General features: G+C 67.2%; 26 protein-coding genes. 14 read left to right on the forward strand and 12 right to left on the reverse strand.

The features are described 5' to 3' along the window. Nucleotides 1–15: 15 nt before the first annotated feature. Nucleotides 16–366: a hypothetical protein gene (locus tag AU198_RS15855; protein WP_064349116.1), complete on the reverse strand. Its 351-nt coding sequence runs from the start codon at nt 364–366 to the stop codon at nt 16–18. Nucleotides 367–514: 148 nt separating this feature from the next. Here AU198_RS15855 and AU198_RS15860 point away from each other — a divergent pair, with 148 nt between their 5' ends. Then, nucleotides 515–1441, forward strand: coding sequence for a DMT family transporter (locus AU198_RS15860; RefSeq protein ID WP_064349118.1), 927 nt, complete (start codon nt 515–517; stop codon nt 1439–1441). Between the two features lie 8 nt (nt 1442–1449). Here AU198_RS15860 and AU198_RS15865 read toward each other — a convergent pair whose 3' ends face one another. The 3 genes from AU198_RS15865 to AU198_RS15875 form a co-directional block, all read right to left on the reverse strand. Continuing rightward, the gene (locus tag AU198_RS15865; RefSeq protein ID WP_064349119.1) at nt 1450–2259 is read right to left on the reverse strand and encodes an ANTAR domain-containing protein; all 810 of its coding nucleotides are present in this window, start codon (nt 2257–2259) and stop codon (nt 1450–1452) included. Nucleotides 2260–2269: 10 nt separating this feature from the next. After that, nucleotides 2270–2614 carry an STAS domain-containing protein gene (locus tag AU198_RS15870; RefSeq protein ID WP_231744684.1) on the reverse strand — a complete coding sequence of 115 codons (345 nt, stop codon included), beginning with the start codon at nt 2612–2614 and terminating at the stop codon, nt 2270–2272. A gap of 168 nt (nt 2615–2782) precedes the next feature. Next, a complete protein-coding gene (locus AU198_RS15875; protein WP_064349122.1) occupies nt 2783–4750 on the reverse strand; it encodes a SpoIIE family protein phosphatase in 1968 nt (655 codons plus the stop codon). Nucleotides 4751–4933: 183 nt separating this feature from the next. Between AU198_RS15875 and AU198_RS15880 the strand changes: the two genes are divergently transcribed. From AU198_RS15880 to AU198_RS15900, 5 genes are all read left to right on the forward strand, one after another. After that, nucleotides 4934–5293, forward strand: coding sequence for an STAS domain-containing protein (locus AU198_RS15880; RefSeq protein WP_197416126.1), 360 nt, complete (start codon nt 4934–4936; stop codon nt 5291–5293). Nucleotides 5294–5414: 121 nt separating this feature from the next. After that, nucleotides 5415–5681, forward strand: a complete 267-nt coding sequence (locus AU198_RS25835) for a hypothetical protein (protein WP_082691051.1) — start codon at nt 5415–5417, stop codon at nt 5679–5681. Nucleotides 5682–5706: 25 nt separating this feature from the next. Further along, nucleotides 5707–7293: a S53 family peptidase gene (locus tag AU198_RS15890; protein WP_064349127.1), complete on the forward strand. Its 1587-nt coding sequence runs from the start codon at nt 5707–5709 to the stop codon at nt 7291–7293. Then, nucleotides 7290–8483 (forward strand): zinc ribbon domain-containing protein, encoded by a 1194-nt coding sequence (locus AU198_RS15895; RefSeq protein WP_064349129.1) that lies wholly within the window; start codon nt 7290–7292, stop codon nt 8481–8483. The genes AU198_RS15890 and AU198_RS15895 overlap by 4 nt, the downstream gene beginning before the upstream one ends. Beyond that, nucleotides 8480–9208, forward strand: a complete 729-nt coding sequence (locus AU198_RS15900; protein WP_064349130.1) for a hypothetical protein — start codon at nt 8480–8482, stop codon at nt 9206–9208. The genes AU198_RS15895 and AU198_RS15900 overlap by 4 nt, the downstream gene beginning before the upstream one ends. 5 nt (nt 9209–9213) lie before the next feature. Here AU198_RS15900 and AU198_RS15905 read toward each other — a convergent pair whose 3' ends face one another. From AU198_RS15905 to AU198_RS15915, 3 genes are all read right to left on the reverse strand, one after another. Continuing rightward, nucleotides 9214–11382: an elongation factor G-like protein EF-G2 gene (locus tag AU198_RS15905; protein WP_064349131.1), complete on the reverse strand. Its 2169-nt coding sequence runs from the start codon at nt 11380–11382 to the stop codon at nt 9214–9216. A 99-nt stretch (nt 11383–11481) separates the two neighbouring features. Beyond that, nucleotides 11482–11889 carry a TIGR03668 family PPOX class F420-dependent oxidoreductase gene (locus AU198_RS15910; protein WP_064349132.1) on the reverse strand — a complete coding sequence of 136 codons (408 nt, stop codon included), beginning with the start codon at nt 11887–11889 and terminating at the stop codon, nt 11482–11484. Then, entirely contained in the window at nt 11889–12464 is a 576-nt protein-coding gene (locus AU198_RS15915; protein WP_064349133.1) for a hypothetical protein, read from the reverse strand. The genes AU198_RS15910 and AU198_RS15915 overlap by 1 nt, the downstream gene beginning before the upstream one ends. A 179-nt stretch (nt 12465–12643) precedes the next feature. On the opposite strand from AU198_RS15915, the gene AU198_RS15920 reads away from it, so the two are divergent. From AU198_RS15920 to AU198_RS15935, 4 genes are read left to right on the forward strand one after another with little or no spacing between them, the layout of a single operon-like run. Beyond that, complete coding sequence (locus AU198_RS15920; RefSeq protein ID WP_064349135.1) at nt 12644–13774, forward strand: ABC transporter substrate-binding protein; 1131 nt, start codon at nt 12644–12646, stop codon at nt 13772–13774. Between the two features lie 31 nt (nt 13775–13805). Beyond that, the gene (locus tag AU198_RS15925; RefSeq protein ID WP_064349136.1) at nt 13806–14651 is read left to right on the forward strand and encodes an ABC transporter permease; all 846 of its coding nucleotides are present in this window, start codon (nt 13806–13808) and stop codon (nt 14649–14651) included. Further along, nucleotides 14648–15430, forward strand: a complete 783-nt coding sequence (locus AU198_RS15930; protein ID WP_064349137.1) for an ABC transporter permease — start codon at nt 14648–14650, stop codon at nt 15428–15430. Before AU198_RS15925 ends, AU198_RS15930 begins: the two co-directional genes overlap by 4 nt. Further along, the gene (locus AU198_RS15935; protein WP_064349139.1) at nt 15427–16467 is read left to right on the forward strand and encodes an ABC transporter ATP-binding protein; all 1041 of its coding nucleotides are present in this window, start codon (nt 15427–15429) and stop codon (nt 16465–16467) included. The genes AU198_RS15930 and AU198_RS15935 overlap by 4 nt, the downstream gene beginning before the upstream one ends. Nucleotides 16468–16542: 75 nt before the next feature. Here AU198_RS15935 and pyrE read toward each other — a convergent pair whose 3' ends face one another. After that, on the reverse strand, nt 16543–17127 hold the full coding sequence (gene pyrE / locus AU198_RS15940; protein ID WP_064349141.1) for an orotate phosphoribosyltransferase: 585 nt from the start codon (nt 17125–17127) through the stop codon (nt 16543–16545). Between the two features lie 14 nt (nt 17128–17141). Continuing rightward, a complete protein-coding gene (locus AU198_RS15945) occupies nt 17142–17942 on the reverse strand; it encodes a HugZ family pyridoxamine 5'-phosphate oxidase (RefSeq protein ID WP_064349143.1) in 801 nt (266 codons plus the stop codon). Nucleotides 17943–18021: 79 nt separating this feature from the next. Between AU198_RS15945 and treS the strand changes: the two genes are divergently transcribed. Both treS and AU198_RS15955 read left to right on the forward strand, forming a co-directional pair. After that, entirely contained in the window at nt 18022–19839 is a 1818-nt protein-coding gene (gene treS, locus AU198_RS15950) for a maltose alpha-D-glucosyltransferase (RefSeq protein ID WP_064349144.1), read from the forward strand. Continuing rightward, nucleotides 19836–21170, forward strand: coding sequence for a maltokinase N-terminal cap-like domain-containing protein (locus AU198_RS15955; RefSeq protein WP_064349145.1), 1335 nt, complete (start codon nt 19836–19838; stop codon nt 21168–21170). Before treS ends, AU198_RS15955 begins: the two co-directional genes overlap by 4 nt. A gap of 6 nt (nt 21171–21176) precedes the next feature. Here the strand turns inward: AU198_RS15955 and AU198_RS15960 are convergent, their stop codons facing one another. Next, entirely contained in the window at nt 21177–21737 is a 561-nt protein-coding gene (locus tag AU198_RS15960) for a TetR/AcrR family transcriptional regulator (RefSeq protein ID WP_064349460.1), read from the reverse strand. Between the two features lie 355 nt (nt 21738–22092). Between AU198_RS15960 and AU198_RS15965 the strand changes: the two genes are divergently transcribed. Next, a complete protein-coding gene (locus AU198_RS15965) occupies nt 22093–22515 on the forward strand; it encodes a hypothetical protein (RefSeq protein ID WP_502689298.1) in 423 nt (140 codons plus the stop codon). Here AU198_RS15965 and glgX read toward each other — a convergent pair whose 3' ends face one another. After that, nucleotides 22516–24663 carry a glycogen debranching protein GlgX gene (gene glgX / locus AU198_RS15970; protein WP_064349147.1) on the reverse strand — a complete coding sequence of 716 codons (2148 nt, stop codon included), beginning with the start codon at nt 24661–24663 and terminating at the stop codon, nt 22516–22518. A 109-nt stretch (nt 24664–24772) separates the two neighbouring features. Between glgX and AU198_RS15975 the strand changes: the two genes are divergently transcribed. Next, nucleotides 24773–25594, forward strand: a complete 822-nt coding sequence (locus AU198_RS15975) for an enoyl-CoA hydratase/isomerase family protein (RefSeq protein WP_082691052.1) — start codon at nt 24773–24775, stop codon at nt 25592–25594. On the opposite strand, the gene AU198_RS15980 is transcribed toward AU198_RS15975, so the two are convergent. Continuing rightward, the gene (locus AU198_RS15980; protein WP_064349148.1) at nt 25591–26142 is read right to left on the reverse strand and encodes a nicotinamidase; all 552 of its coding nucleotides are present in this window, start codon (nt 26140–26142) and stop codon (nt 25591–25593) included. The two genes, AU198_RS15975 and AU198_RS15980, sit on opposite strands and share 4 nt — an antisense overlap. Nucleotides 26143–26150 lie beyond the last annotated feature (8 nt).

Below are 26150 nucleotides of genomic sequence, written 5' to 3' on the forward strand. Positions count from 1 at the left end.
GCGAGGTCGGACGGGTCAGCCGGCCCGCGCGGTGCGCCCGCCGACCAGGAAACCGGCGGCGAGCACGACCAAACCGATGATCGCCAGGGGGATCGACCACATGCGCCGGTCGGAGACCGCCGAATGGCACTGCGCGACATAGTCCGGCGGATCCTCCGTCAGCTCATCGATGATCGGCAGGTTCTTCAACTGGTTCGGATCGTTGCTGTTGGCCTGGCTGGCTTCGGTGTCGTCCGCGGCGATGGCGTTGCCACACGAGATCTTCTGATTGTCCGGTCCGGAGATCGAGACCGGGACCAGCAAAGCGATGACTCCGACCAAGAGGACCACCGCACCGACCAGTACAAGCAAACGTCGCAGGTTCATGATCGGTTTGATGCCCCGATAGGTGGGGCACCAAACCTCGCAACGGTCACCGCCGCCGAGCCAGGCGGGCGAGTCCGCGGTCCGTAATGTTGTGCTTGTCCGATCCGCAGTCGGGCCGGGAAGGAGCCAACGCTTTGGTAGGCCACTCGTGGTAGAGCAGGGTGTCGTAGTCCTGCTCGCCCTGCTCGCCGCGGTCTTCTTGGCGATCGGCATCGTGGTTCGGCAGCGCGCCACCATGGACGTCCCGGAGGAGCACGGCGTCAGCACCGTGATGGTGATGACGCTGCTGCGCAGACCACTGTGGTGGGCCGGCACGGCCGCCGCACTGGCGGGCTATGGCTTTCAAGCCCTCGCCCTGATCAATGGATCGTTGCTACTGGTGCAGCCGATCCTGGTCTCGGCTCTCCTGTTCGCTCTGCCGCTGAGCGCCCGGCTCGCCAACCGCCGCGTCACCCGCGGCGAGTGGATGTGGGCGGTGGTACTCACCGCGGCGCTGGCGGTGTTCGTGGTGCTGGCCAAGACCCGACCCGGCGACTACGAGGCGTCCGTTCCCTTGTCCGCGCTCGTGGCCGTCGTCTGCACCGGTTTCGTGACGGCGTGTGTGATCTTGGCCGTCCGCACCGCGGGATGGAGACGTGCGGTGCTGCTCGCGGTCGCCGTCGGATTGCTGTTCGGAGTGGTCGCGCTACTGACGAAGATCGTGATGTTCCTGCTCGCCAACGGCGGAGTGGGCAAGGTGATCACCACCCCGGCGCTCTACCTGCTCCTCGTGCTGGGCGTCCTTGCGGTGTTTCTGCAACAGTCCGCATTCCACGCCGGGTCCCTGCAGACCTCGGTGCCGACGATGCTGGTGTTCGAACCGGTGGTCGCCGTCGTGCTGGGGGCGGTGGTCCTCGGCGAGCACATGACCGTCGGCGGCGTGAAGGCTGTCGCGATCTCAGCCGCCGTCGTCGCGATGGCGGCGGCCACGATCGCGCTCGGTCGCGAGGAGGGCGCGCTCGAAGAGGAGCTCGAGGCGGAGGCCGCCGCAGAGGCCGCCGCAGAGGCCGCCGCGGCGTCGAAGCGCGGCCCCTGACGGCGAAGCTACGGCCCGCCGGATCGACGCTCCTCGTTCGCCATTGCCGTCCACAACAGCCGAGCAGCGTCACGCGCCGACTGCTGAGGAGCGATCGGCTCAGCGACACCTGGCTGCTGGGCCGGACGACCGCTGATGTGTTCCAACAACGCCACCGCCAGCTCGCGCAGTTTGACGTTGAACTCCTGGCTCGCGCGACGCAGCATGCTCCACGCCTGCTCGGCGTCGCAGCCGACCAATCCCATCAACGCGCCCTTGGCCTGCTCGATGGCGCCGCGAGACTGCAGCGCGGCCAACAAATCCTCGAACGCGGCCTCGTTCTGGGCGGCGGTGGTGACCAGTGCCGCTGAGACGAGTTGCTCGTAAGCGATCAGCGTCGTAACCGTGATCGCCGAGGCCGGCTCGGTCAACGTGCACGACAAGACGATTGCCGCGTCCTCGCGCCAGAACCCCGGCACCGCCGCCGCTCCGTGAACAGCTTTCAACTCGGCGGTGATCCCATTGGCCTGCTCGGACGCCGCATCGAATGTCAGTTCGGGCCAACGGTCATCGGTCCACAGATCGAGGCTCAGCACCGGCACCTGATGAGTCAGCGCGTCGGCGACCGGACCGCCCAGTCCCGACAGCTGCACGGCGATCATCTCGCCTTCGACACCGAGCGTCGCGAGGGCTGATACGTCTTCGTTGAAACGCTTGTCTTGAACGGTGACAGCGACGCCCAGGGTGTTGGTCAGGTCGGCCTGCAATCGTTGCAGGATCCGATGCAACAGCGTGATCAGCTCGGGGTGCTGGCGAGGCTGAAAACTCGGTGCTGGCACGGCTATCCGCTCAATCGACGACGGTGACCGTCGCGACCTTGTCGAGGCCGGAGATACCGAGCAGCGTGGTGATCGGCCCGTACGTCGGCACCACCAGCTCCAGTTTGGCGTTCGCCGCGACAGAGAACAGCTCCCGCAAGGCTGCGCTGTCGCAATAGGTGACCCCGGTGAGGTCGACCGTGACGGAGGAATTGGCCGCGACCGCCCGCGACAACACGTCGCTGAACTCGTCGACGTTCGCCAAGTCGATCTCACCGACCGCGGTGACGACCGGGGGCGTCTCAGCGCCCCCGGACTCGAGCCGGAACTGGTTGCGGGTCACTACTTTCAGTCCCCCACCGTCAACGAGCCACACCGATGGACGGCAGCGTGAGCGAATCCGATCACAGAACCTCCCGATGTCCTAGCGGCCCCACCGCCCCTGCGCACGCCAAACAGTCCGCATCGCTGCCTCTTCCCGACAGACATTCCTTGCCGATAGTTTTAATACCACGGCGGCGGTGTCCAGGCGGGCAGAGCTGGTTCAAACTCGAATCTCCGGTAAGTGAAACGTCATATCCACGGTGGTGCCGGCCGCTGTGCCGTCGAGGTCTACGCGATCGCTGACGGCGCGCATCAACAACAGGCCGCGGCCCCGGGTGCCGGGGTCGGGGGGCGGCGGCTTCCACGATCCGAAGTCGGTGACCCGCATGTGGATCGCCGCGTCGTGAATCTCGGCCTCGACGCGCACGCGTCCTGGCTCATGACCGCGGTAGGCGTGCTCCACGCTGTTTGAACAAGCCTCGTTGACGACGAGGATGAGATCCGACGTCGATTCGTCCGAGGCGCCGTTGGCCGCCAGCCACGCCGCCAATTTGTGCCGGATCTCGGTCAACTTCGCCGCGGTCGCGGTGTCGTCGATGACGAGGGAGGCCTTCGGCGACCGGTAGATCACGATCGCCACGTCGTCATCGAAACCGCCGTCGGGTACCAGCGCGCTCAGCACCGCGTCGGCGACGCCCTCGATCGGCAGGCTCGCGGTATCGGCCAATACCGCGGACATCCGGTCGATCTGGGAGTCGATCGACCGGTCACGGCGTTCGACCAGGCCGTCGGTGTAGAGCATCAGCGTCGAGCCCGCGGGCAAGGGATGCGTCGTCTGGGGCCGGGGCCGGGAATGGGTCACGGCGAGCGGGACCGTAGTCGCCTGGTCGAGCAGTTGCGGCGGTGCGGTTCCCGACACCAGCACCGGCGGGACGTGACCGGCGCTGCTGTACTCCACGGTTGCCGACACGGTGTCGACGATCGCGACGAACACGGTGGTGCAGTAGGCGTCGGGGATGAACTCCGCGACCGAGTTGAGGTGTTCGAGCACCGTCGACGGTCGTGCCCCGGTGAGCAACAGGGCGCGTGTCGATGCGCGCAACTGCCCCATCACGGCGGCGGCAGCGAGGCCGCGGCCGACGCAGTCTCCGACCACGATCCCGATCCGGCCGTCACCGACGGGAAGGACGTCGTAGAAGTCGCCGCCGATCTCCAGTGGATGGACGGCAGGTTCGTAGCGCACGGCGAATCCGGGCGGCAGATCGATCGGGGACAGCAGCGAGCGCTGCAGCGTCAGCGACGTCTCCCTGGCGCTCTCGAACTGCCGCACGTGCTGCAAGGCCGAGCTGAGGTGGCCGACGAGCGCCGAGACCAGGCGTCGGTCCTCGGGGCTGACCATCCGCGGAACGTTGTGCTCGAGGCACAGCACCATGTCCCGGGCACCCGACAGCACCGCGACGAAGCCCCTGGTGGTGCCCGCGCTGGGTACCGCGCCGACCGGCGTCACGGTCAGCGGGATCCAGGTTCGGGCGTCTTCGAACGTGCGACGCCAGTCCTCACCGAGGCCCCGCCATGAGCTCACCGCGGGTTCGCCGGCCACCCGAACGGTCGGCTCCTCACCCTCGGCCTGCGGCCACGTCACCGTGATCAGGCGCTGTGCGTCCAGCGGCACGCGGCACTGCGCGAGCGTTATCGCCAGCACCTCGTCGACGTCCTTGGCGACGCTCACGGCCGTCGCCAACCGCGCCATCGCCCGGTCGCGCTCCGCTGCTGCCCGGGGCGCAGTGATATCGCGGATGGTGCCGACGTAGAGACCGCGCCGCGAGTGGTGGTCCGGGACGGCGTTGATGCTTATCGCGACCCACCGCGTTCGTCCATCGCGGTGCCTGATCTTGGTTTCGGCGGTCAGGCGGCCCTCGCGGACCAGGGTGGCCCTACGATCGTCGGCCGCGACCCCGTCGACCGCCCAGGGATGCGGCATCGGATAGGGCAAGCCGTCCTGACCGTAACCGGTGATCTCCGCGAAGGCGTCGTTGATCTCGACCACGCAGCCCGTGGCGTCGGTGACGAAGAAGCCCTCTTGCAGCGAGTTGACCAACGCGCCGCGGAACACGTCGCGATCGGCGAGATCGTCGGCTCTCGCCCGTTCGCGCTCGTAGCGCTGGTAAAAATCTGCGGTGTCGGTCATGTTCGCGGCAGTCGGCCCTTCCAGCTCGCGCTCACACCGGAATCACCCAGCGCACAAGTCTGTCCTCGACATTAGCCTGCGTATCGCAGCATCAACCGCTGAAGCACTGATCTGTGTCAGGGCGCGACGGGTTAAGCTCGCCCCATTGCCGTCGTGGTGGCGGCGCGTACCGGAGGACCACCGTTGTCACGTAATGAGCCGATAAGCACTTCGATCTCCCACGAGGACGGCATCGCTGTGTTGACGGTCGGCGGTGACGTCGACCTCGCCACGGTCCCGACGTTCCAGGCGGCGATCACCGAGGCGCTCACGCAGGAGCCCACCGCCCTCGTCGTCGACCTGCTGGCGGTGGACTTCCTCGCGTCGGCGGGGTTGCAGGCGCTGGTCGCGACACACGAAACCGTGAGCAAGTCAGCACGCTTCGCGGTGGTGGCCGACGGGCCGGCGACCAGCAGACCGATCCAGCTGACCGGGCTCGACCAGGTGTTCTCGCTGTATCCGACGCTGGCCGAGGCGCTCGGCGCGCTGAAGTCCGGCTCCTAATCCGCAGCGTCGCTAGCTGCGATTTCGAACTGAGCGCGGGTGCCGATCTTCGGTTAGAGTTCGAACGCCGGCTTTGATCTTGAAGCCTTCTGGCACCGGTCGCGACAGTTAGGACTGCAACATGAGGTCAGCTCGGATCGGTCGTCGCATCGCCGCCGTCGCGGGTGGTGCCGCCGCGGTCGCGATGGTCATGTTCAGCGCGTCGTGCTCCACCGAGGAGAAGGCGCCGGAAGAGACCACCACGACGACGACCACGACAACCACCACCGAGGCCCCGCCGCCGATCGAGACCACCGACAAGGCGCCGCGCCTCTCACCCGGGCCCAACCCCTTCTCGCCGACGGTGACTGCAACGCCGGCGCCGACTGCCATCCCTGGCGACAACTAGCCGTCCACCGATCCGGGTTCGCACGGTGAGTCCGCGGCAACTCGGCGTGCTGGCGCTGATCGCGGCGGGCGTATTCGTTTTCGTCTCCGATCTGCGCCCCGCCGCCGTACGCGCCGGCGGCGAGGTGATCGCCGACCCCTACTCCTACCTGTTGGCGAGCTCGACCGATCTGGGAGCCTCGCGTGACAGCGGGGTGCAGCTGACGATGGCGTTGCGCGACGGGCACCGCCCAGCGGGGGTGTACGCCTGGGCGGACGGCCGAGGCCTTTCCGTGCGGTGGCGCCCCGGACATCAGTGGGCCGTGGTGGAGGGTCCGGCGGCATCGGTCGCCGAGGCGTTCGACGTCGAGGTGCGTGACTACCGCGGGCGCCGCGGCCAGGTGTTCTACGCATCCCCGCAGCAGCCGGACGTGCCGGATGTGTTGCGTGACGAGGTATTCGAGGTCGGGCGGATCCTCGGTTACGTGCCGCATCACACGTCGCACATCTGGACGCTGCCGCTCGATGTTCCGGACAAGGGCCTGACACCCGAGGCGCTGCGCAACACCTACAACGCCGCGCCGCTGGCCGCGGCCGGCTACACCGGCAAGGGCACCACGATCGTGTTCTTCGCCTTCGACGGGTTCGACCAGGCCGATCTCGACAGCTTCGCCGACACCTACGACCTGCCGCGGTTCACCCCCGAGGTGGTCGGTGAACTCGACGAACCGCGCGGCGAAGCCACGATGGACCTTCAGGTGGCGCACGCGGTCGCTCCCGATGCCCGCAAGGTCGTGGTCAGTGCCCTTCCGACCGTCACCGCCGACGGCGCATTCGAACGCATCGGCCAGATGCTCGAGGAGACCGACCGTCGGTATCCGGGCGCCGTGTGGAGCTTCTCCATCGGATGGGGCTGCGACAAGCTGATCACCGCCGCCGACCTCGCCCCCGTGCGGTCGGCGCTGGCCACCGCGCAGTCACGGGGAACGACGGCGTTCAACGCCAGCGGTGATCTCGCGGGGCTGGAGTGCAAAGGCGGCGACGACTGGTCCTCGCCGCCAGGTGAGTCCGACATCGGCCTGGACTCGATCGCCTCGCTGCCGGAGATGACGGACGTGGGTGGCACCACGCTGTCCACGGACGGCGAGGGTCGGTGGCTGTCCGAGCAGGCGTGGTTCGACGTGCCGCTGTCGGTGGGCACGGGAGGTGGGGTCTCGGCGGTGTTCGACCGTCCCGACTGGCAGCGCCAGGTGTGGCCCGACCGCGACACCGACCGCCGGCTGACTCCGGACGTCGCGGCCGTCGCTGACCCGTTCACCGGCGTTCGCATCGTCTTTGAGCAGACGCCCCTGGTCGGTGGCGGCACGTCACAGTCGGCACCGATCTGGGCCGGGCTGGCCGCGGTGATGAACCAGTACCTGCTCGCCAACGGCGGGCGCCTGCTCGGTGACCTCAACCCGCTGCTGTATCGGATCTCGCAGGGTGCCCCGCTGCCGGCCTTCCGCGACGTCACCCTCGGAGGTAACGCGGTCGCGGACGCGCTGCCCGGCTACGACCTGGTGACCGGCCTCGGCACCCCGGACGTCGACAACCTCGTGCGCAACGTGCTCATCCTCCAGAAGGCGGCCGCGTGAGCACCGGCGACGACGGCACCGTGCCGACCGCGGAATGCCGGGTCTGCAAGACCGACGTGCCGGCCGGCGAGTACTGCGGGTTGTGCGGATGTCACCTGACGCCGCGGCCGCGGGAGGGCCCGGATTGGTTGCGCCCGCTCGATTTCAGCGCCGCGCCCAACGAACACCTCCTGCAGGTCTCGGTCGCGAGCTCGCTGTTCCCGCACCTGCCGCAGCGGTCTCGCAGCGCGTTCCGGATCGGCCTGCTGGTGTTGGTGGTGGCGCTCATCGCTTTCACACTGCTGCGGTTACCTGCCGCCGTGGTGACCGTTGCTGCGTTGGGTCTGCCGCTGCTGTTCGTGCTGTATCTGCGCGAGTCGGATGCGTTCCGCGACTTTCCCGTTGGCACACTGGTTCTCACGGTCGTTCTGGCGGTGGGGCTCGCGGTTGGTTGGGCGCTGTTGACCGGTGCGATGTTCGCCAAATCCTATGGTGTCGCGTTAGGTTCGGCGATCGTCGGCACGCGCATGTTGAGCATGGGCATCGTGGTTCCACTCGGCGGGGTCGTTCTGATGTTGTTACCCGCCGTGATCATTCGCCTGACTCGTCCGTCGTCACGAGAAGCGCTGGACGGCTTCATGATCGGAGCGTTGGCCGCGTTGAGCTTCTCCGCGGCGGCGACGCTCACGCGGCTGGCCCCGCAGTTCGGCACCGGCGTGGTGAGCAAACGGCCGCTGGAAAGCCTGCTGGTCGAGGCGGGCATCCGGGGACTGGCGGCGCCGTTGATCGCCGCGGCGGCCGGCGGATTGATCGGTGCCGCACTGTGGTTCACCCGGCCACCGAGCAAACGCGATCAACGCCCGGGTGTCGTGCGCGCGATGCTGATCGGCTTCGCCGCCGCGGTGCTCATCGTGTATGTGTCTCTCGGCCTGATCGACGTGGCCCGTTTCCCGCAGGTGCTGATGCTGGTTCTGTACCTCGCGTTGGCGGGGGTGGCGCTGCTGCTGCTGCGGCTGGGTCTACACCTGGCGTTGCTCCACGAGGCGCACGACGAGATCCGCGCGGAGGAACCGCTGTTGTGCCCCCACTGCGGACACGTCGTGCCGGACATGGCGTTCTGCCCGGCGTGCGGGGTGGCGACGCGCGCGTCCTCGCGCTCATCACGCAGGGCGCGGCGCGAATCGCGGCCGGTTCGCGGTGACCCGGAATGAGCGGGACCACCGATTTCTTTCCCGGCTACGCGGTTCCGGCCGGCGCGTACGCGGCCGCGGCGCCGCGGCGCACCTCCCGCAGGCGGCTGGTGCTGACGTGGTTGGTCGCGATCGTGCTGATCGCCGCCGCCCTGGTCGGGGTGTCGGCGATGATGGCCAAGCCGCCGGTGCGCTACGTGTGCCCGCCAGACTGCGGACGTCCCCCGACCGGCACGCCGGTGTCGATCAACCCGCGATTCACTTCGCCGGACGGCGCGTTCTCGGTGTCCTATCCCGCGCCCGAGTCGGCCTACCGGGTGAGCACCAAACCCAACGGTGTGACCGCCGAACTGCTCGCCGGGGACGGCGGGACTCTGCAGTTGTTCAGCGAACCCGCCGCGGGCCGATCTGCACAGGAGATCGCAAAGTCGTTGGTGAAAGCCACTTTTCCCGACACCCGGACCGCATATGCGATTCCCAACGCCATGGTCGGCTTCCATCCGGGATACGGCGAAGTCGCCGACTGTTGGCCACAGGGCGCCAACAGCAGCTATCTGCGCATGCGGGTCCTCGTGGTGGCCGCGGTGAAGAATGACCTGGCGTTGGTGGCGGCGGCCGTGGGGCCGTACCACCAGTTCAGCCCCGACTTCGGGTTCGGCAAACCGTCCGGCGCCAACCTCCAGATCGCCCTGGATATGGGCAAATACGTCAACAGCTTCAGTTGGCGTGGGGACCGGCCCCGGTGATGTGCTCAGACCGCTGATGCGACCTTGGCGGCAGCGTGGTCGGGCATCGGGTCGTAGCGGGCGAAGGTCCTGCTGAACGTGCCGGCTCCGTGGGCCAGCGAACGCAGATCGATGGCGTAGCGGGTGAGCTCGACCTCGGGGATCTCGGCCTTGACCAGTGTGCGGTCGTCGCCGACCTTTTCGGTGCCCAGCACGCGGCCCCGTCGCCCGGCCAGATCGCCCATGATCGCGCCGACGAAGTCGTCGGGAATCAGCACCGTCACTTCGTCGACAGGCTCCAGCAAGTTCACCTTGGTCGCCGCGGCCGCTTCCCGCAGCGCCAGCCCGCCCGCCATCTGGAAGGCGAAGTCCGACGAGTCGACACTGTGGGATTTGCCGTCGAACAGCGTGACGCGGATGTCGACGACCGGGTAGCCGGGTCCGACACCCTTCTCCATCTGCGCCCGAATGCCCTTTTCGACGCTCGGGATGAACTGGCGGGGCACCGCGCCGCCGACGACCTTGTCGACGAACTCGAAACCGGAACCTTCGGGCAGCGGCTCGACCTCGATGTCGCAGACCGCGTACTGGCCGTGCCCGCCGGACTGCTTGACGTGGCGGCCATGTCCTTTGGCCTTGCCGCCGAACGTCTCTCGTAACGGGATGCGTAACTCGACGGTGTCGACGGCGACACCGTAGCGCCGGGAGAGCGCGTCCAGGACGACGTGGGCGTGCGCTTCGCCCATCGTCCACAGCACGATCTGGTGCGTCTCGGGGTTCTGCTCGATGCGCAGGGTCGGATCTTCGGCGGCCAACCGTTGCAGACCGCCGGACAGCTTGTCCTCGTCGGTCTTGGCTCTGGGCTGCACCGCGATGGGCAGCAGCGGTTCGGGCATGCTCCATGGCCGCAGCACGAGCGGATCGGACTTGTCGGACAGCGTGTCGCCGGTCTCGGCCCGGCTGAGTCGCCCGATCGCGCAGATGTCGCCGGCGATCACCGAGGGGGCGGGACGCTGTTGCTTGCCCAGGGGAAAGGACAGCGACCCGATGCGCTCGTCTTCGTCGTGGTCCTCGTGAGTGGCGAGCGAACCGGTCAACGAGCCGCTACCGCCGAAGAACGACGAGAAGTGGCCGGACACATGCACTGTCGAGTCGGGCGTGATGGTTCCCGAGAACACCCGGACCAGGCTGACCCGTCCCACGTAGGGGTCGGACGTCGTCTTGACCACCTCGGCCAGCAGTGGACCGTTCGGGTCACACGGAAGCTCGGCGCGCGGTTTGCCCTGCGGCGTGAAGACCTCGGGTAACCGGTGCTCGGGCGGTGAGGGGAAGCCGGCGGTGATGATCTCGAGCAGTTCGAGCGTGCCGACGCCTGTGCCGCTGCACACCGGAAGTGCGGGGAAGAACGTCGCCCTGGCGACGGCCTTCTCCAGATCGTCGATGAGCACCGACTGGTCGATCTGCTCGCCACCGAGGTAACGCTCCATCAGCGTCTCGTCCTCGGATTCCTCGATGATGCCCTCGATCAGCGCGCCGCGGTGTTCGGCGATCGGGCCGGCGTACGACTCGTCGGGTTCGTGGGCTGCGGCGCGCTTGCCGTCGGCGTACTCGTAGTGCGTCTCCGACAGCAGCCCGATCAACCCGGTGCACGGCGAGTTCGCCGGCAGGTACAGCGGAAGCACCTTGTCACCGAAGGCCTGCTGGGCGGCGGCCAACGCGTTGGCGTAGTTCGCGCGGGCGTGGTCGAGTTTGGTGATGACCACGGCGCGCGGCATGCCCACCTGGCTGCATTCGAGCCACAGCGCCTTGGTGGGTTCGTCCACGCCCTCGTTGGCGGCGATGACGAACAGCGCACAGTCCGCGGCTCGTAACCCCGCCCGCAGTTCCCCGACGAAATCGGCGTAACCGGGAGTGTCGATGAGATTGACCTTGATGCCGTCGTGTCGCAGCGACGCGAGCGCAAGGCCCACCGAACGCTGTTGGGAGATCTCGGCTTCGTCGCTGTCGCAGACCGTGGTGCCGTCCTGCACGGAACCCTGTCTGGTCAGGACTCCCGCGGCCACCAGAAGTGCCTCGACGAGTGTTGTCTTGCCGCCACCCGATGGGCCCACCAGCACCACATTGCGGATGGCGGCCGGACTGTCCGCGGTCGGGGCGGCTCCGGCGCCCTGGGAATGTGTCGTCTTGTCAGCCATGACGTTCCCTTCCACGACGGCTGCGCTGCCGCCAAAGTGTGTGTTAGACCACAATTGCCCTAACCGACAGCGAGCACAAGGGCTTGACCGATTTCGCGCTCAGGCCTGCCACGAAGCCCACTTCGTGATGGTCACGCTGACGACCGGGCCGTCGAGGGCGATCCGCTCGTACTGCGGATACTTGTTGCGCAGCAGCGTGTACCCGGTGGCCAATTCTTCGCCGCTGTAGTGAATTTCGGCTCGGCCGTCGACACGCACCCACCACAGCTGCGCCCAGTCGTCGTCGTAGTGGTCGACGAGCATGCTCACGTGCGGGTTGCCCTCGATGTTGCTCAACCGCCGCAGATTGCGCGTCGACTTCCGTTTGGCGTCGACGGCGGTGTAGACCGTTCGGGCGTGCACGGCGAATACGACGGGCACCAGGTGTGGCGAGCCTGCGGGCCCCATGGTGGCGAGCGCCGCGACGGGCGCCGCGGCGAACATGGCCTCGGCATCGAATGCTGCCATCATCGCTGAGGCGGGCTGGGCCGCTGCGGCGCGACGCTGATCGGTGACCGGGTCACCGGTGTGCGGGTCACCCCGATCTCCGGGTCGCGGCCGGTTCTGCTCGGGGGAGTGCGCGGCCGGTAGGTCGCGGGCGGCGGAGGGGCGACCGGCGCCGCCGAGGTCTCGACCCGCGGGGGTGGAGCCGGCCGCTGCGGCTGGGTGCTCGGTGACTGGGTCTGCGTGCGCGCCGGTGCGGTGGTCTGGACGGTCGGGCGGACCGGTTCGGGTTCCCGGCCGGCGGGTTCTGCGGGCGCGCGCAGAACCAGCAGGACAGCGGAGACGACGAGTGCGACGGCCGCGATCGCGGCGGCCAGAAGAAGGCTGAGATTTCGTCTCGTTCGATACCAGGGTGGCGGGGCGGGCTCGAAATACCAGGAGTTCTCGTCGAAGGCGTCGAACAGCATGTCCCGGCCCGGCACCTTCGCGGGATCGAAGACGTCCGCGTCCGCTTCCGCCCCTGAATCGGCGGCTTCCACGACATCGACCGGGTCGTCTATGAGGTAGTCGAAGTCCCCCGAAACTTCGCGTCGCGCCACACGAGAATGCTAACGCCGGGCAAAGGCGGCGGCCTGGCAAACTCCGATGCAACTTGCACGTCGCCACAACCGCCGCGATAGGGTTTCGGACGCCGTCGCGCGGAGTCGTTCACCGCGGCGATCCGGTGCGGTTACCGCTGCGTCGCCGCGCCGACTCCTGACCATCGGAAGGTTCGGCAATGAAGATCACCAGCCTGGCGGCCACGTTGGCCGCATCCGTTCTGCTGCTGGCCGGTTCGGTTGCGTGCGCGCCGCCGGACAAGAGCGGTGACGGGCAGCAGACGCAGTCCGGCGTCAAGGCTGCCGAAGCCACTTCGGCCGAGGACTTCGGCGGGATCGACGGGCTCGTGGAGGCGGCCAAGACTGAGGGTGAGCTCAATGTCATTGCACTACCGCCGAATTGGGCGAACTACGGCACGATCATCAAAGCGTTCACCGACAAGTACGGCATCAAGGTCAATTCGGCGCAGCCCGATGCATCGAGCCAGGACGAGATCAACGCGGCCAATCAGCAGAGGGGCAGGAGCACGGCCCCCGACGTGTTCGACCTCGGCCAGTCCGTCGCGTTGGCCAACACCGGAGAGTTCGCGCCTTACAAGGTGGTCAATTTCGACGACATCCCGGCGGCGTTCAAAGATCGGGACGGAACCTGGGTCAACGATTACGGCGGATACATGTCGATCGGCTTCGACTCGGCCAAGGTGCCGCCGGTGACGCGCATCGACGACCTGCTCAAGCCGGAGTACCAAGGCAAGGTGGCTCTCAACGGTGACCCCACGCAAGCGGGCGCCGCGTTCTCCGGTGTGCTGATGGTCGCGCTCTCCCAAGGCGGTTCGGTCGACGACATCGCCCCGGGCGTCGAATTCTTCCGGAAACTGGCCGACGCCGGCAACTTCCTGCCCGTGGACCCGACGCCGGCCACCATCGGATCCGGTCAGACGCCGGTGGTGATCGATTGGAACTTCACCAACGCGGCGCAAAGCAAGAAACTGCCGTCGTGGCAGGTTCTGGTACCGCCGGACTACGCCGTCGCGGGCTACTACTACCAGGCGATCAACAAGGACGCGCCGCACCCGGCCGCCGCGCGCCTGTGGCAGGAATTCCTCTACAGCGGCGAGGGCCAGAACTTGTTCGCGCTCGGCGGTGTTCGACCGGTTCGCGCCGACAACATGGCCACCGACGGCACATTGGACGAGGCGGCCGCGCAGACCTTGCCCGTCATCGACGGACCGGTGACGGTTCCCTCGCCCCAGCAGACCGAGGCGGCCACCAAGTATCTGTCGGAGCACTGGGCCGCCGCGATCGGCTGACCGAGCACGGGAGCGAGCGAGTCTGACCAGGTTGCGGGGCACCGCGCGAGACATCCTGCCGCTGCTGCCGTTCCTGGCGGTGGTGGTGGTCTTTCTGCTCATCCCCACCGTGACGGTGATCGCCAATGCGTTCTTCGTCGACGGTGTGTTCTCCTTGGAGAGCATCAACGCGTTGTTCTCTGGTCCGGCGTTGTCGGCGCTGAGCAAGAGCATGGTGCTCTCGGGCAGCACCGCGCTCATCGGCGCGGTCCTCGGGGCGGTGCTGTCCTGGTTGATCGTGTCCGGCCCGCCGACGTCGATGGTGCGGCGCGCCGTGCTGGCGCTGTGCAGCGTGCTCGCGCAGTTCGGCGGTGTCGCACTGGCTTTCGCGTTTCTGGCGACGATAGGGCTCAACGGCGTGTTGACGTTGTGGCTGGAGCACCCGCTCGGATGGAACCTCGCGGCGTCGGGGTGGTTGTACGGGTTGCCGGGCCTGATTCTGGTCTACACGTACTTTCAGATACCGCTGATGGTGATCGTGTTCATGCCCGCCCTCGAGGGTTTGCGAGAGCAGTGGCGCGAAGCGGCGCTCACCCTGGGCGCGTCACGGCTGCAGTACTTCCGCGAAGTGGTCGTGCCGTTGTTGAGGCCGGCGTTCCTGGGGTCGGCACTGTTGTTGTTCGCCAACGCATTCGCGGCGTATGCGACGGCCGCGGCGTTGGTCAGCCAGGGCAGTCCGATCGTGCCGTTGCTGATCAGGGCGGCGCTCACCAGCGAGGTGGTGTTGGGTCAGACGGGCTTCGCGTATGCGTTGGCGCTCGAGATGATCGTCGTCGTGGCGGTGGTGATGGTGGGCTACCACAGGTTGGTGCGACGTTCGGCGAGGTGGCTTCGATGACCGGCGGCACCAAGGTGATTCGCGGCGCGCTCTGGGTGCTTTTCGGAGCGTTCTTCCTGTTCCCGCTCTACGCGATGGCCGACTTCTCGACGCGCAACATGCTCGCGGGTGGGCGCACCCTGCGGGCGTGGGGCAATCTGATCGCCGATGACGCGCTGTATGCGGCCATCGTCGTATCCCTGCTGCTCGCGGTGTTCACCGTGATGGCGATGTTGGCGATCCTGTTGCCGACCATGATCTGGGTACGGCTGCGGGCGCCGTGGGCGAAGGGCGCAGTCGAGTTCCTGTGCCTGTTGCCGTTGACCATTCCCGCGTTGGTCATCGTGGTCGGGTTGCGCAATGTCTACCTGTGGGTGACGTACTTCCTCGGAGAATCGGCATTGACGCTGACGTTCGTCTACATCGTGTTGGTGTTGCCGTTCGCATACCGCGCGCTGGACGCGGCGCTGTCGTCGATCGACCTGCGGACCCTCACCGATGCCGGCCGATCGCTCGGAGCCGGTTGGGCGACAACGATTCTGCGGGTGGTCGTACCCAACATCTGGTCGGGGATTCTGTCCGCGTCCTTCATCTCGGTTGCCGTCGTTCTCGGCGAGTACACCATCGCATCACTGAGCGGTTATGAGACTTTGCAGGTGCAGATCGTGGCGATCGGCAAGGCGGACGGCCCCACGTCGGTGGCCGCGTCGTTGGCCGTGCTGCTACTGGGTTTCGTTCTGCTGATGGGCCTTTCGCTGGTGAATCGTGGCCACCGCCGAGTTCAGGGAGTCACCGCATGACCGCCGGAGTCGCCGTCGAACTCAACGATTTGACGCGGGTCTACGGGTCGATGAGGGCACTCGACGGGCTGACGCTGCGCGTCGAACCCGGCGAGCTCGTCGTGCTGCTGGGTCCGTCGGGATGCGGTAAGACCACCGCGCTGCGCATCCTTGCCGGGCTGGACACGGCGACGTCGGGCACGGTGTCCGTCGACGGGAGAGACGTCAGTCGCGTACCCGCGAACAAGCGCGATATGGGCATGGTGTTTCAGGCATACAGCCTGTTCCCTCACCTCACCGTGCTCGACAACGTCGCGTTCGGCCTGAAGATGCGCGGGACCTCCAAACGCGAACGCCTGTCCCGGGCCGCCGAGACGCTGGAGCTTGTCGGGCTGTCGGCTCACACCGACAAGTACGCCAGCGAATTGTCCGGCGGGCAGCAGCAACGCGTCGCACTGGCCCGCGCCCTGGCGATCACGCCGCGAGTGCTACTGCTCGACGAACCGCTGTCGGCGTTGGACGCCACAGTCCGGTCCCAGTTGCGCGACGAGATCCGCCGCGTGCAGTCGGAGGTCGGTACGACGACGTTGTTCGTCACCCACGACCAGGAGGAAGCACTCGCGGTGGCCGACCGTGTGGGTGTGATGAACCAGGGCAGACTCGAACAGGTGGCCGCGCCCGCCGATCTCTACGCCAACCCGGCGACGCCTTTCGTCGCGGAGTTCGTCGGCCTGAACAACAAAGTGCGCGCGACGGTTTCGAACGGCCGCGCCCAACTGCTCGAGACATCGTTGCCGACGCTCCCGGGTTCGGTGGCGTCCGGGCCCGGGCTGGCGATGGTCCGGCCGGAATCGGTGACGGTAACCGCTGACCCGGCAGGGACCTCGACCGTCAGCTCGGTGGCGTTCCTCGGCGCGATCTCGCGGGTCTACGCCGCGATGGGCGACGGCACGGTGATCTGCGCGCAGATGGCGAGCCCGGCGGCGCGCCACCTCGCACCCGGCGACTCGGTCAGCGTCGGTGTGGAATCCGACGGCGTGCTCGTCGTGCCGGCCTAACCCCGCCGAGTGTGGGCTCGTGTCACGCTCCGCGCGCGAAAAATGTGCGGGTAACCCACGTTCGCGGAAGAGGGGCTAGACGTCCTTGACCGGTTCGATGCCGAGGTCGCGGTAGGTGACCAGTGCGGCGAACGGCACACCCCGTGCGGCAAAGCGTTTGGCGGCGATGTCGCCACGGTCGACCATCGGGATCACGCCGGTGACCACCGCACCCGCGGCGGTCACCCGGTCGAACGCGATCTCGGTCGAGCCGCCGGTGCTGATGACGTCGTCGACCAGCAACACCCGCGTACCCGGCGCCAAACGGGTGCCCTCGATCCACTGCTCGCGTCCGCGCGCCTTCTGCTCCTTGCGCACCGAGAACCACGCCTTGCCGGTGACCATCGCGACGCCGTGCGCCAGCGGGTCGGCGCCCATGGTCAGCCCGCCCACCGCGTCGAACTCGATGCCCCGGCTCTCGGCCAGCTCGGCGACCGCGCGACTGACGATCGTCAACCGCTCACCGGTGTCGATCGCGTACTTGCCGTCGATGTAGTCGTGGCTGAGTTGACCGCTGGCCAACTTGAACGGCTCGTCGCGTCGCTCATGACCGCGGGTGGCGATCAGGTCGAACGCCGCTTGCCAGGTGGCCGGTCGCCCGGAGGGAGCCGCAGCAGTCATGAGGTGATCGTATTTCAGCCGCGGCGCGCCAGGCGGGTCAGCTCGACGGCGGCCGAACGCAATTCGTCGATCGAGTCGATCTTCTTCGGATAGCCGATCCGGGTGTATGCCAGCCCACGGTCGGTGGTGAGCCGCAGGTCCAGGCCGTACCGGTCGGCGCCCGTGCACGTCGCCGCGGTGGTGTCCGGGTAGCCGCCCAGCGCCTTGGCCATCGCGACCAGCGTGTCGGCGTGGTCGGCGTTGAGATGTGCGACGGCTCCGGCCGCCAGCGGTTGCACCGGATCGGGCTGCGCGGCCGAATACGCCTCACCCGTCGTCGACTCCATCCGCCCGTAGCCGCCGACCCAGCGCACCCGCCGCACCCGCAGCACCCACAGCGTGAAGTCGCTGTAGTCGATGTAGTACTTGGCGGCCGCCACGGCCGACAGGTGTGCCTCGCGCGCGGCGGCGACTTCATCGTCGGCGGGCCGTTCCACCACCCCGGCCAGCGTGACCCTCCCGCTGGCCAGCGGGTCGGTCTCCGACGTCGGCGCGACGATCGCGATGCTCGCCCGCGGGTCGGCCAACAGGTTGCGGCCGTGCTCGGCGAGGTTGGACACGCACAGCACAGGGGCACCGTCGAGCAACCCGTACGTCACGAACGACGCCCACGGATCGCCGTCGGCCGTCAGCGTCGCCAATGTTGCGGTATTGGTGGATGCGGCGATGGTGCGAGCTTCCTCGGCAGCCGTGGGTCGGACGGAGTTGACGACCTCCGTCAGCGGCGGAGGAATCGACGGTGCGTCACCCGGGTCGCCGTGATCACGTGTGGCCACGCCGGAACGATACCGAAGTGAGCGCCCGCCCGATTTCCACCGATTCGATTCTTCGCGACGTGGGTAGGTTGAACACGGTATGGAACTACACCGGTTGGACCAGCACAGCGGTGCCCGAGCATCCGACGACCACGACCCGGCGGAGGGCAGCCACGTCGAGGACGGTGTCGTCGAGCACCCCACCGCAGAAGACTTCGGACACGCCCGGGTCCTGCCCGAGGACCGCACGTGGTTCAAACGCGCCGTCTTCTACGAGGTGCTGGTGCGCGCCTTCTACGACTCGAACTCCGACGGCATCGGAGACCTGCGCGGACTGACCGAGCAACTCGACTACGTGAAGTGGCTTGGCGTGGACTGTCTTTGGCTCCCGCCGTTCTACGATTCGCCGCTGCGCGACGGTGGTTACGACATCCGCGACTTCTACAAGGTGCTGCCCGAGTTCGGCACCGTCGACGACTTCGTCGAACTGCTGGATGCCGCGCACCGCCGCGGGATCCGCGTCATCACCGACCTCGTGATGAATCACACGTCCGATCAGCATGCGTGGTTCCAGGAATCGCGTAGGGATCCCGACGGACCATACGGTGACTTCTACGTGTGGAGTGACACCAGCGACAAGTACTCCGACGCCCGGATCATCTTCGTCGACACCGAAGAGTCGAACTGGACGTTCGATCCGGTGCGACGGCAGTTCTACTGGCACCGCTTCTTCAGCCACCAGCCCGACCTGAACTACGACAACCCGGCCGTTCAGGAGGCGATGCTCGACGTCCTGCGGTTCTGGCTCGACATCGGCATCGACGGTTTCCGGCTGGACGCTGTGCCCTACCTCTTCGAGCGGGAGGGCACCAACTGCGAGAACCTGCCGGAGACGCACGCGTTCCTCAAGCACTGCCGCAAGGTGATCGACGACGAGTACCCGGGCCGTGTGCTTCTGGCCGAGGCGAACCAGTGGCCGGCCGACGTCGTCGAATACTTCGGTGATCCGGACACCGGCGGCGACGAATGCCACATGGCGTTCCACTTCCCGCTGATGCCGCGGATCTTCATGGCCGTCCGCCGGGAGTCGCGTTTCCCGATCTCGGAGATCCTGGCGCAGACGCCCGACATCCCCGAGATGGCGCAATGGGGCATCTTCCTTCGCAACCACGACGAGTTGACGCTGGAGATGGTCACCGACGAAGAGCGCGACTACATGTACGCCGAGTACGCCAAGGATCCGCGGATGAAGGCGAACGTCGGCATCCGCCGACGACTGGCGCCGCTGCTGGACAACGACCGCAACCAGATGGAGCTGTTCACCGCGCTGCTGCTGTCGCTGCCCGGGTCGCCGGTGTTGTACTACGGCGACGAGATCGGGATGGGCGACATCATCTGGCTCGGCGATCGCGACGCGGTGCGCACCCCGATGCAGTGGACACCGGACCGCAACGCGGGCTTCTCGACCGCGACGCCCGGGCGAGTGTATCTGCCACCGAACCAGGATGCGATCTACGGCTATCAAGCCGTCAACGTGGAAGCGCAGCGGGACATCTCGAACTCGCTGCTGAACTGGACCAGGACCATGCTCGCGGTGCGCAGCCGCCACGAGGCATTCGCCATCGGCAGCTTCCACGAGTTGGGCGGTTCCAACCCGTCCGTGCTCACATATGTGCGAGAGATCGACAAAGCCGACGGGCACAAGGACACCGTGCTCTGCGTCAACAACCTCTCCCGGTTCCCTCAGCCGATCGAGTTGAACCTGCAGGCCTACAACGGATACACGCCGGTCGAGATGACCGGATACGTGGAGTTTCCCCGCATCGGCCAGTTGCCGTACCTCCTGACCCTGCCCGGCCATGGGTTCTACTGGTTCTCGCTGAAGGCGCCCAGCCCGGAGCATGGAGAACTGTCATGACCCTGCCGTTCGAAGAATGGCTGCCACACCAACGGTGGTACGCCGGCCGCACCCGCGAGTTGTCTGCGGTGCACCAGGCGGCCTGCACCGCACTGCGCGACGATCTGGACCTCGTGCTGCTCGACGTCTCCTACACCGACGGCTCCGGCGAGCGCTATCAGGTGCTGATCCGCTGGAACTCCGGACCGATCGAGGAGTACGCCGAGGTCGCCACCATCGGCGCCGACGGCGACCGCACCGCGTACGACGCGCTCTACGACCCCGCAGCCGTGCAGTTCCTGCTGTCGCTCATCGATTCCTCGGCGACGGTCGGGGACGTGCGCTTCGTGAAGGAACCCGGCGTCGAGTTGCCGCTGGATGCGGCGCCGCGGGTATCGGCAGCCGAACAGAGCAACACCAGCGTGGTGTTCGAGGAGAAGGCGATCCTCAAGCTCTTCCGTCGCATCACGCCGGGAACGAACCCGGACATCGAGTTGAACCGCGTGCTGGCCCGCGCCGGCAACCCGCATGTGGCGCGGCTGCTCGGTTCGTTCGAGACGACGTGGGACGGGCGCGAGGACGGTGAGCCGTGTGCGCTCGGCATGGTCACCGAATTCGCCGCGACCTCGGCCGAGGGCTGGGACATGGCGACCGCCAGCACCCGTGATCTGTTCGCCGAGGGGGACCTGTACGCCGACGAGGTGGGCGGCGACTTCGCAGGCGAGTCGTATCGGCTCGGTGAAGCGGTCGCGTCGGTGCACGCCACGCTGGCCGACGAAATGGGCACCGAGACGACGGTTTTCCCGGCCGACACCGCGCTGGAGCGGCTGGACTCGGCAACAAAGTCCGTGCCCGATCTCGAGAAGTACGCGCCACTGATCGAGGAGCGGTACCGCAAGCTCTCGGAGGAGGCCGTCACCGTTCAGCGCATCCACGGCGATCTGCATCTCGGTCAGGTGTTGCGGACACCCGAGGGGTGGCTGCTGATCGATTTCGAGGGTGAGCCCGGTCAGCCGCTCGAGGAACGGCGCCGACCGGATTCCCCGCTGCGAGACGTGGCCGGGGTGCTGCGGTCCTTCGAATACGCCGCCTACCAACGGTTGATGGAGCAGTCGTCCGACGAGGACCACGACCGTCAGCTCGGGGCGCGGGCCCGAGAATGGGTGGACCGCAACGCCGCATCGTTCTGCGAGGGCTACGCCGAGGTGTCGGGCACCGATCCTCGGGACCATGGACACCTGCTGGCGGCTTACGAACTGGACAAAGCGATCTACGAGGCCGCCTACGAAGCGCGCTTCCGGCCGAGCTGGTTGCCGATCCCGATGAAGTCGATCGCGCGCATCATCGGCTGAGCTGGCCTATCGGTGGAGCATGAGGTCGAGCACGCGCTCGCTCAATTCCGCGGGCTCGCGCGGTGCCGATCGGACCTCGTGCAGCAGGCCGATGCCGGTGGCGAACAGGAGAGCCGAACGCAGATCGGCCTCGCCATCGTCGAAGCCGTAGTCGACCAGCGCGTCCCGCACCGCGCTGAGCACGCGCACATCGCTCTGCTGGACGCTGGCCAGCACCGTCTGGTCGGTCAACGACCAGACCCGCATCGCCCGCTCCAACGCCCGCTGGTCGGGACACACCAGTGTCTGGATCATCGCCGCCAGCCGTGCGCGGGGTTCAGCGCCCCCCATGTCCTCGAACCGGCGCCGCTGTTCGTCGTGGAGGTTGGCCCACGCACGAGCGAGCGCGTCGCGGTAGGCCGACATGTCGGTGAAGTGCCAGTAGAAGCTGCCCTTGGTGACGTCGAGGCGTGCACACAGGCGGCCGATCCGCAGCGCGCCTGGGCCCCCGTCGGCAAGCACATCGAAACCGGCCTGGATCCAGTCTTGAGCGGTGACCCGACGCCCGGCCCTGGTGGGGGCGGTCATGGAGGGCAGCATACGGCTGCCGCACCCCCATTACTGACACTCACGAAAATTTTGGCCTGCGCGCGAGTCCCGGCCAAGTGAGCCGCGAGGAAACAGTAGGACGGCAACCGTGGCCGCCGGTAGGCGCCGCCGCTCATCGGCTCCTACTCGCCCCGCCCGGGCGTGTGACAACTCAGACTGTCATTCGCGACGGCCACGGTTGCTGTGGGACAAACCGTAGCACAACAGCAGGTCCATGTCAGGGATTTGGACGGTCAAGAACCCTGTCGCACAGTCGGTTTCGGTCGCGGCAGGGTCGGCGGCAGCGGACTCCCGCGGCCCAACCGGTGAGCGAGCGGGCCCGTCCCGGCGGGCGATGCGGCGTTTAGCCATCCGGCAGGTGGGCAATCGAATACCCGTGAGCGCAAACCCGGACCCAGGTTATTCACCCAACGACGGCGGTGGCGTCGGCGACACGCTGCGCCCGACGGAGGCGTTGGACTCCGACGACGTGCGCAACGCCGACGGTGACGAGACCGTCGACCCGCCAGAAGGATGGCGTGAAGCCGACAAGATCAATGCCGACGGTGAGGTCGACGAGAGCCTCGACGAGAAGCTCGCCGCCGAAGAGCCCGAGCAGCCCGAGCTGAACGAGCCGATGGGCGAGCCGAGCGGCGACACCGAGCTGCGCCCCGACGACGAGGTCGATCGCATCGACCCCGACCAGCACGGCCGCGACGAAGGCCAGGTCGACGGCACCCCGGAGGACGGCGACTCGTTCTTCCCGGTGGTCGAATAGCTACTCTGCCGGGGCCGCCTGCAGCACAATCACTGAGCGCGCTGCGACCTCGACCTTCTGCCCGGCGTCGACCGGGGCCGGCTCGTCTTCGTCGTCGGCCGACGTGTCGATCACCACGATCCAGGAGTCGCCGAACTTGCGCTCCGGCACCACGAAGTCGATCGGTTCGTAGTGGGCGTTGAAGCACAGCACGAATGAGTCGTCGACGATGCGCTGCCCGCGCACGTCGCGGTCGGGAATGCCGTTACCGTTGAGATACACCGCGATTGACTTGGCGTAACCCGTTTCCCAGTCCTCGTCGCTCATCTCGGACCCGTCGGGTGCGAACCAGGCGATGTCGGGCAGCCCGTCGCCGCCGCGCTGGCGCACGGGGCGTCCGGAGAAGAACCGGCGCCGACGGAACACCGGGTGCGCAGCGCGCAGCGCCGACACCTTGCGGGTGAACTCCATCAGCTCGGTGTCTGGGGTGGACCAGTCGATCCACGACAGTTCGTTGTCCTGGCAGTACACGTTGTTGTTGCCCTGCTGGGTGCGGCCGAGCTCGTCGCCGTGGGCGATCATCGGGACACCCTGCGAAAGCAACAGTGTGGTAAGGAAATTGCGCTGCTGGCGCGCGCGCAGCGCGTTGATCTCGGGATCGTCGGTCGGTCCCTCCACGCCGCAGTTCCAGGACCGGTTGTGGCTCTCGCCGTCGTTGTTGTCCTCGCCGTTGGCCTCGTTGTGTTTCTCGTTGTAGGACACCAAGTCACGCAGCGTAAAACCGTCGTGGGCGATGACGAAGTTGATGGAGGCGACGGGTCGGCGACCGGTCTGCTCGTACAGGTCGGCCGAACCCGTTAAGCGATAGGCCAATTCGTCGAGCGTGGCTGGTTCACCGCGCCAGTAGTCGCGGACCGTGTCGCGGTACTTTCCGTTCCACTCCGTCCACTGCGGCGGGAAGTTGCCCACCTGGTAACCACCGGGGCCGACGTCCCACGGTTCGGCGATCAACTTGACCTGGCTGACCGTCGGATCCTGTTGTACGAGTTCGAAGAACGTCGACAGCCGGTCGACGTCGTAGAACTCGCGGGCCAATGTGGAAGCGAGATCAAAACGGAACCCGTCGACGTGCATCTCGGTCACCCAGTACCGCAACGAATCCATGATCAGCTGAAGCGAATGCGGATGACCGACGTTGAGGCTGTTGCCGGTGCCGGTGTAGTCCATGTAGTAACGCTTGTCGTCCTCGACGAGCCGGTAGTACGCGCCGTTGTCGATGCCCCGCATCGACAGGGTCGGACCCAGGTGGTTGCCTTCGGCGGTGTGGTTGTAGACCACGTCGAGGATGACCTCGATGCCTGCCTCGTGCAGTGCGCGGACCATCGCCTTGAACTCCTGCACCTGCCCGCCGGGATTGGGGCTGGAGCTGTATTTGGAGTCGGGTGCCAAAAAGCCGATCGTGTTGTAACCCCAGTAGTTGGACAGGCCCTTGTCGATCAGCGTCGAGTCGTTGGCGAAGTGGTGCACCGGCAGCAACTCGATCGCCGTCACACCGAGCGACTGCAGGTGCTCGATGATCACCGGATGCGCCACGGCCGAGTAGGTGCCGCGGATGTTCTCGGGGATATCGGGGTGCGTCTGCGTCAGGCCCTTGACGTGCGCCTCGTAGATGACCGAATCGGCGTACTCGTAGTCCGGCGGCCGGTCGTTGCCCCAGTCGAAGTAGGGGTTGATGACCACCGACTTCGGCATGCTCGCAGCCGAGTCGTCGTCGTTGCGGCTGTCGGGATCGCCGAAGTTGTAGCTGAACAGCGACTGGTTCCAGTCGAAGTTGCCGTCGATGGCCTTCGAGTACGGATCGAGCAGCAGCTTGTTGGCGTTGCAGCGCTGTCCCGACGGCGGGTCGTACGTGCCGTGCACCCGGTAGCCATACCGCTGGCCGGGCTCGATGTTCGGGATGAAACCGTGCCACACGAACGCGTCGTTCTCAGGCAGCGTGATGCGGGTCTCGGTGCCATCTGCGTCAAACAGGCACAGCTCGACCTTCTCGGCGGCCTCACTGAACACCGCGAAATTGGTGCCCGTCCCGTCATAGGTCGCGCCGAGCGGATAGGCCTTACCCGGCCAGACCTCATGGGACGCGGATTGGGGGGCGGGGGCTTGGGTCAATTCTCACTCCAGACGACGACACACATGGACAACGCGACGATACGGGTGTGCCCGATGCGGCAGCATCACAACCAACTCCGCACGAAATCACACTAGCCAGGAGAAACGCGTGCCCGCCCGCCCCGACCTGCCCGGTTACCGCACACTGCTGACCGGTTTCGACGACGGGGTCGCGACCATCACGTTGAACCGGCCGCGGCAGCGCAACGCCGTCGGCGACGGCATGCGCACCGAACTCGCCGACGCCTACCGGCGACTCGGCCGCGACGACGAGGTGCGGGTCATTGTGCTGACCGGAACCCCGCCCGCGTTCTGCGCAGGAGCCGATCTGGCCGCCGGTGAGGACACCTTCGCCGTGCCGGGGGCAGGGTTCAGCGCGGCCGGAATCGACGTGCCCGCCTGGACGCTGCCCAAGCCGGTCATCGCGGCGGTCAACGGGCACGCGATCGGGCTGGGGCTGACGCTGGCGTTGCAGTGCGACATCCGGTTCTTCGCCGCCGAGGGTCGCTACGGCGTCGTGCAGGTGCGACGCGGAGTCGTCGGCGACGCCTACTCGCACTGGATCCTTCCGCGCCTGGTCGGCGTCGCCACCGCGGCCGAAATCCTGTTGACCGGAGCGACTTTCGATGGTGCGCGGGCGGTCGAACTCGGCATCGGCAGCCGGGTGTTGCCCGCGCCGCAGGTGCTGTCCGCCGCGCTGGACCTCGCCCGCGACATCGCCGTCAACACCGCGCCGATGTCCGTGGCGGCCAGTAAGCGGCTGCTGTGGGACTCCTACGACCTGGACCGGTCGGCGGTCGGCGCCCGGGAGACCGAGATTCACCTGCGCCTGATGGGACACGACGACGCCAAGGAGGGTGTGCGCGCGTTCGTGGACGGCCGGGCGCCGTCGTGGACCGGTAAGCCCGTCGACCCGACGGCAGGGAACTAGACGATCTGGACGCCGACCGCGCGCAAATCTTCGACGGCCTTGGCCGTCGACTCGACGCCGACTCCGGCGGTCAGGTCGAGCAGGACGCGCGTCGTGAAACCGTGGGCTACGGCGTCGGCCGCCGTTGCGCGCACGCAGTGGTCGGTCGCGATGCCGACCACGTCGACCTCATCGACCCCGCGTTGGCGCAACCAGTCGGCCAGCGACGTTTCGGTTTCGTCGCTGCCCTCGAAGCCGCTGTAGGCGGCCGAATACTCGCCCTTGGTGAAGACGGCCTCGACCGCGTCGGACCGCAACTGCGGATGAAAGTCGGCACCGGGGGTTCCGACGACGCAGTGCCGTGGCCACGACGCCACGAAGTCGGGGTCATCGGAGAAGTGGTCACCGGGGTCGATGTGAAAGTCCTTGGTGGCCACCACATGTGCGTATTCGGTCTGGTCGATGAGCAACTGGCTGATGTTGTGGGCGACGTCGGTGCCGCCGCTGACGGCCAGCGAGCCGCCCTCGCAGAAGTCGTTCTGCACGTCGACGACGATGAGCGCCTTCATGCCCTCCG

The organism is Mycobacterium sp. GA-1199 (assembly GCF_001500045.1).
Classification (GTDB): Bacteria; Actinomycetota; Actinomycetes; order Mycobacteriales; family Mycobacteriaceae; genus Mycobacterium.

Excerpts from the sequence above, each read along its gene's own strand:
- AU198_RS15980 (WP_064349148.1), bottom strand. The coding sequence starts at position 26,142 with ATGAAGGCGCTCATCGTCGTCGACGTGCAGAACGACTTCTGCGAGGGC.
- treS (WP_064349144.1), top strand. The coding sequence starts at position 18,022 with ATGGAACTACACCGGTTGGACCAGCACAGCGGTGCCCGAGCATCCGAC.
- AU198_RS15900 (WP_064349130.1), top strand. The coding sequence starts at position 8,480 with ATGAGCGGGACCACCGATTTCTTTCCCGGCTACGCGGTTCCGGCCGGC.
- AU198_RS15930 (WP_064349137.1), top strand. The coding sequence starts at position 14,648 with ATGACCGGCGGCACCAAGGTGATTCGCGGCGCGCTCTGGGTGCTTTTC.
- AU198_RS15965 (WP_502689298.1), top strand. The coding sequence starts at position 22,093 with ATGCGGCGTTTAGCCATCCGGCAGGTGGGCAATCGAATACCCGTGAGC.
- AU198_RS15920 (WP_064349135.1), top strand. The coding sequence starts at position 12,644 with ATGAAGATCACCAGCCTGGCGGCCACGTTGGCCGCATCCGTTCTGCTG.
- AU198_RS15910 (WP_064349132.1), bottom strand. The coding sequence starts at position 11,889 with ATGGCAGCATTCGATGCCGAGGCCATGTTCGCCGCGGCGCCCGTCGCG.
- AU198_RS15875 (WP_064349122.1), bottom strand. The coding sequence starts at position 4,750 with ATGACCGACACCGCAGATTTTTACCAGCGCTACGAGCGCGAACGGGCG.
- pyrE (WP_064349141.1), bottom strand. The coding sequence starts at position 17,127 with ATGACTGCTGCGGCTCCCTCCGGGCGACCGGCCACCTGGCAAGCGGCG.
- AU198_RS15855 (WP_064349116.1), bottom strand. The coding sequence starts at position 366 with ATGAACCTGCGACGTTTGCTTGTACTGGTCGGTGCGGTGGTCCTCTTG.
- AU198_RS25835 (WP_082691051.1), top strand. The coding sequence starts at position 5,415 with ATGAGGTCAGCTCGGATCGGTCGTCGCATCGCCGCCGTCGCGGGTGGT.
- AU198_RS15955 (WP_064349145.1), top strand. The coding sequence starts at position 19,836 with ATGACCCTGCCGTTCGAAGAATGGCTGCCACACCAACGGTGGTACGCC.
- AU198_RS15935 (WP_064349139.1), top strand. The coding sequence starts at position 15,427 with ATGACCGCCGGAGTCGCCGTCGAACTCAACGATTTGACGCGGGTCTAC.
- AU198_RS15960 (WP_064349460.1), bottom strand. The coding sequence starts at position 21,737 with ATGACCGCCCCCACCAGGGCCGGGCGTCGGGTCACCGCTCAAGACTGG.
- AU198_RS15905 (WP_064349131.1), bottom strand. The coding sequence starts at position 11,382 with ATGGCTGACAAGACGACACATTCCCAGGGCGCCGGAGCCGCCCCGACC.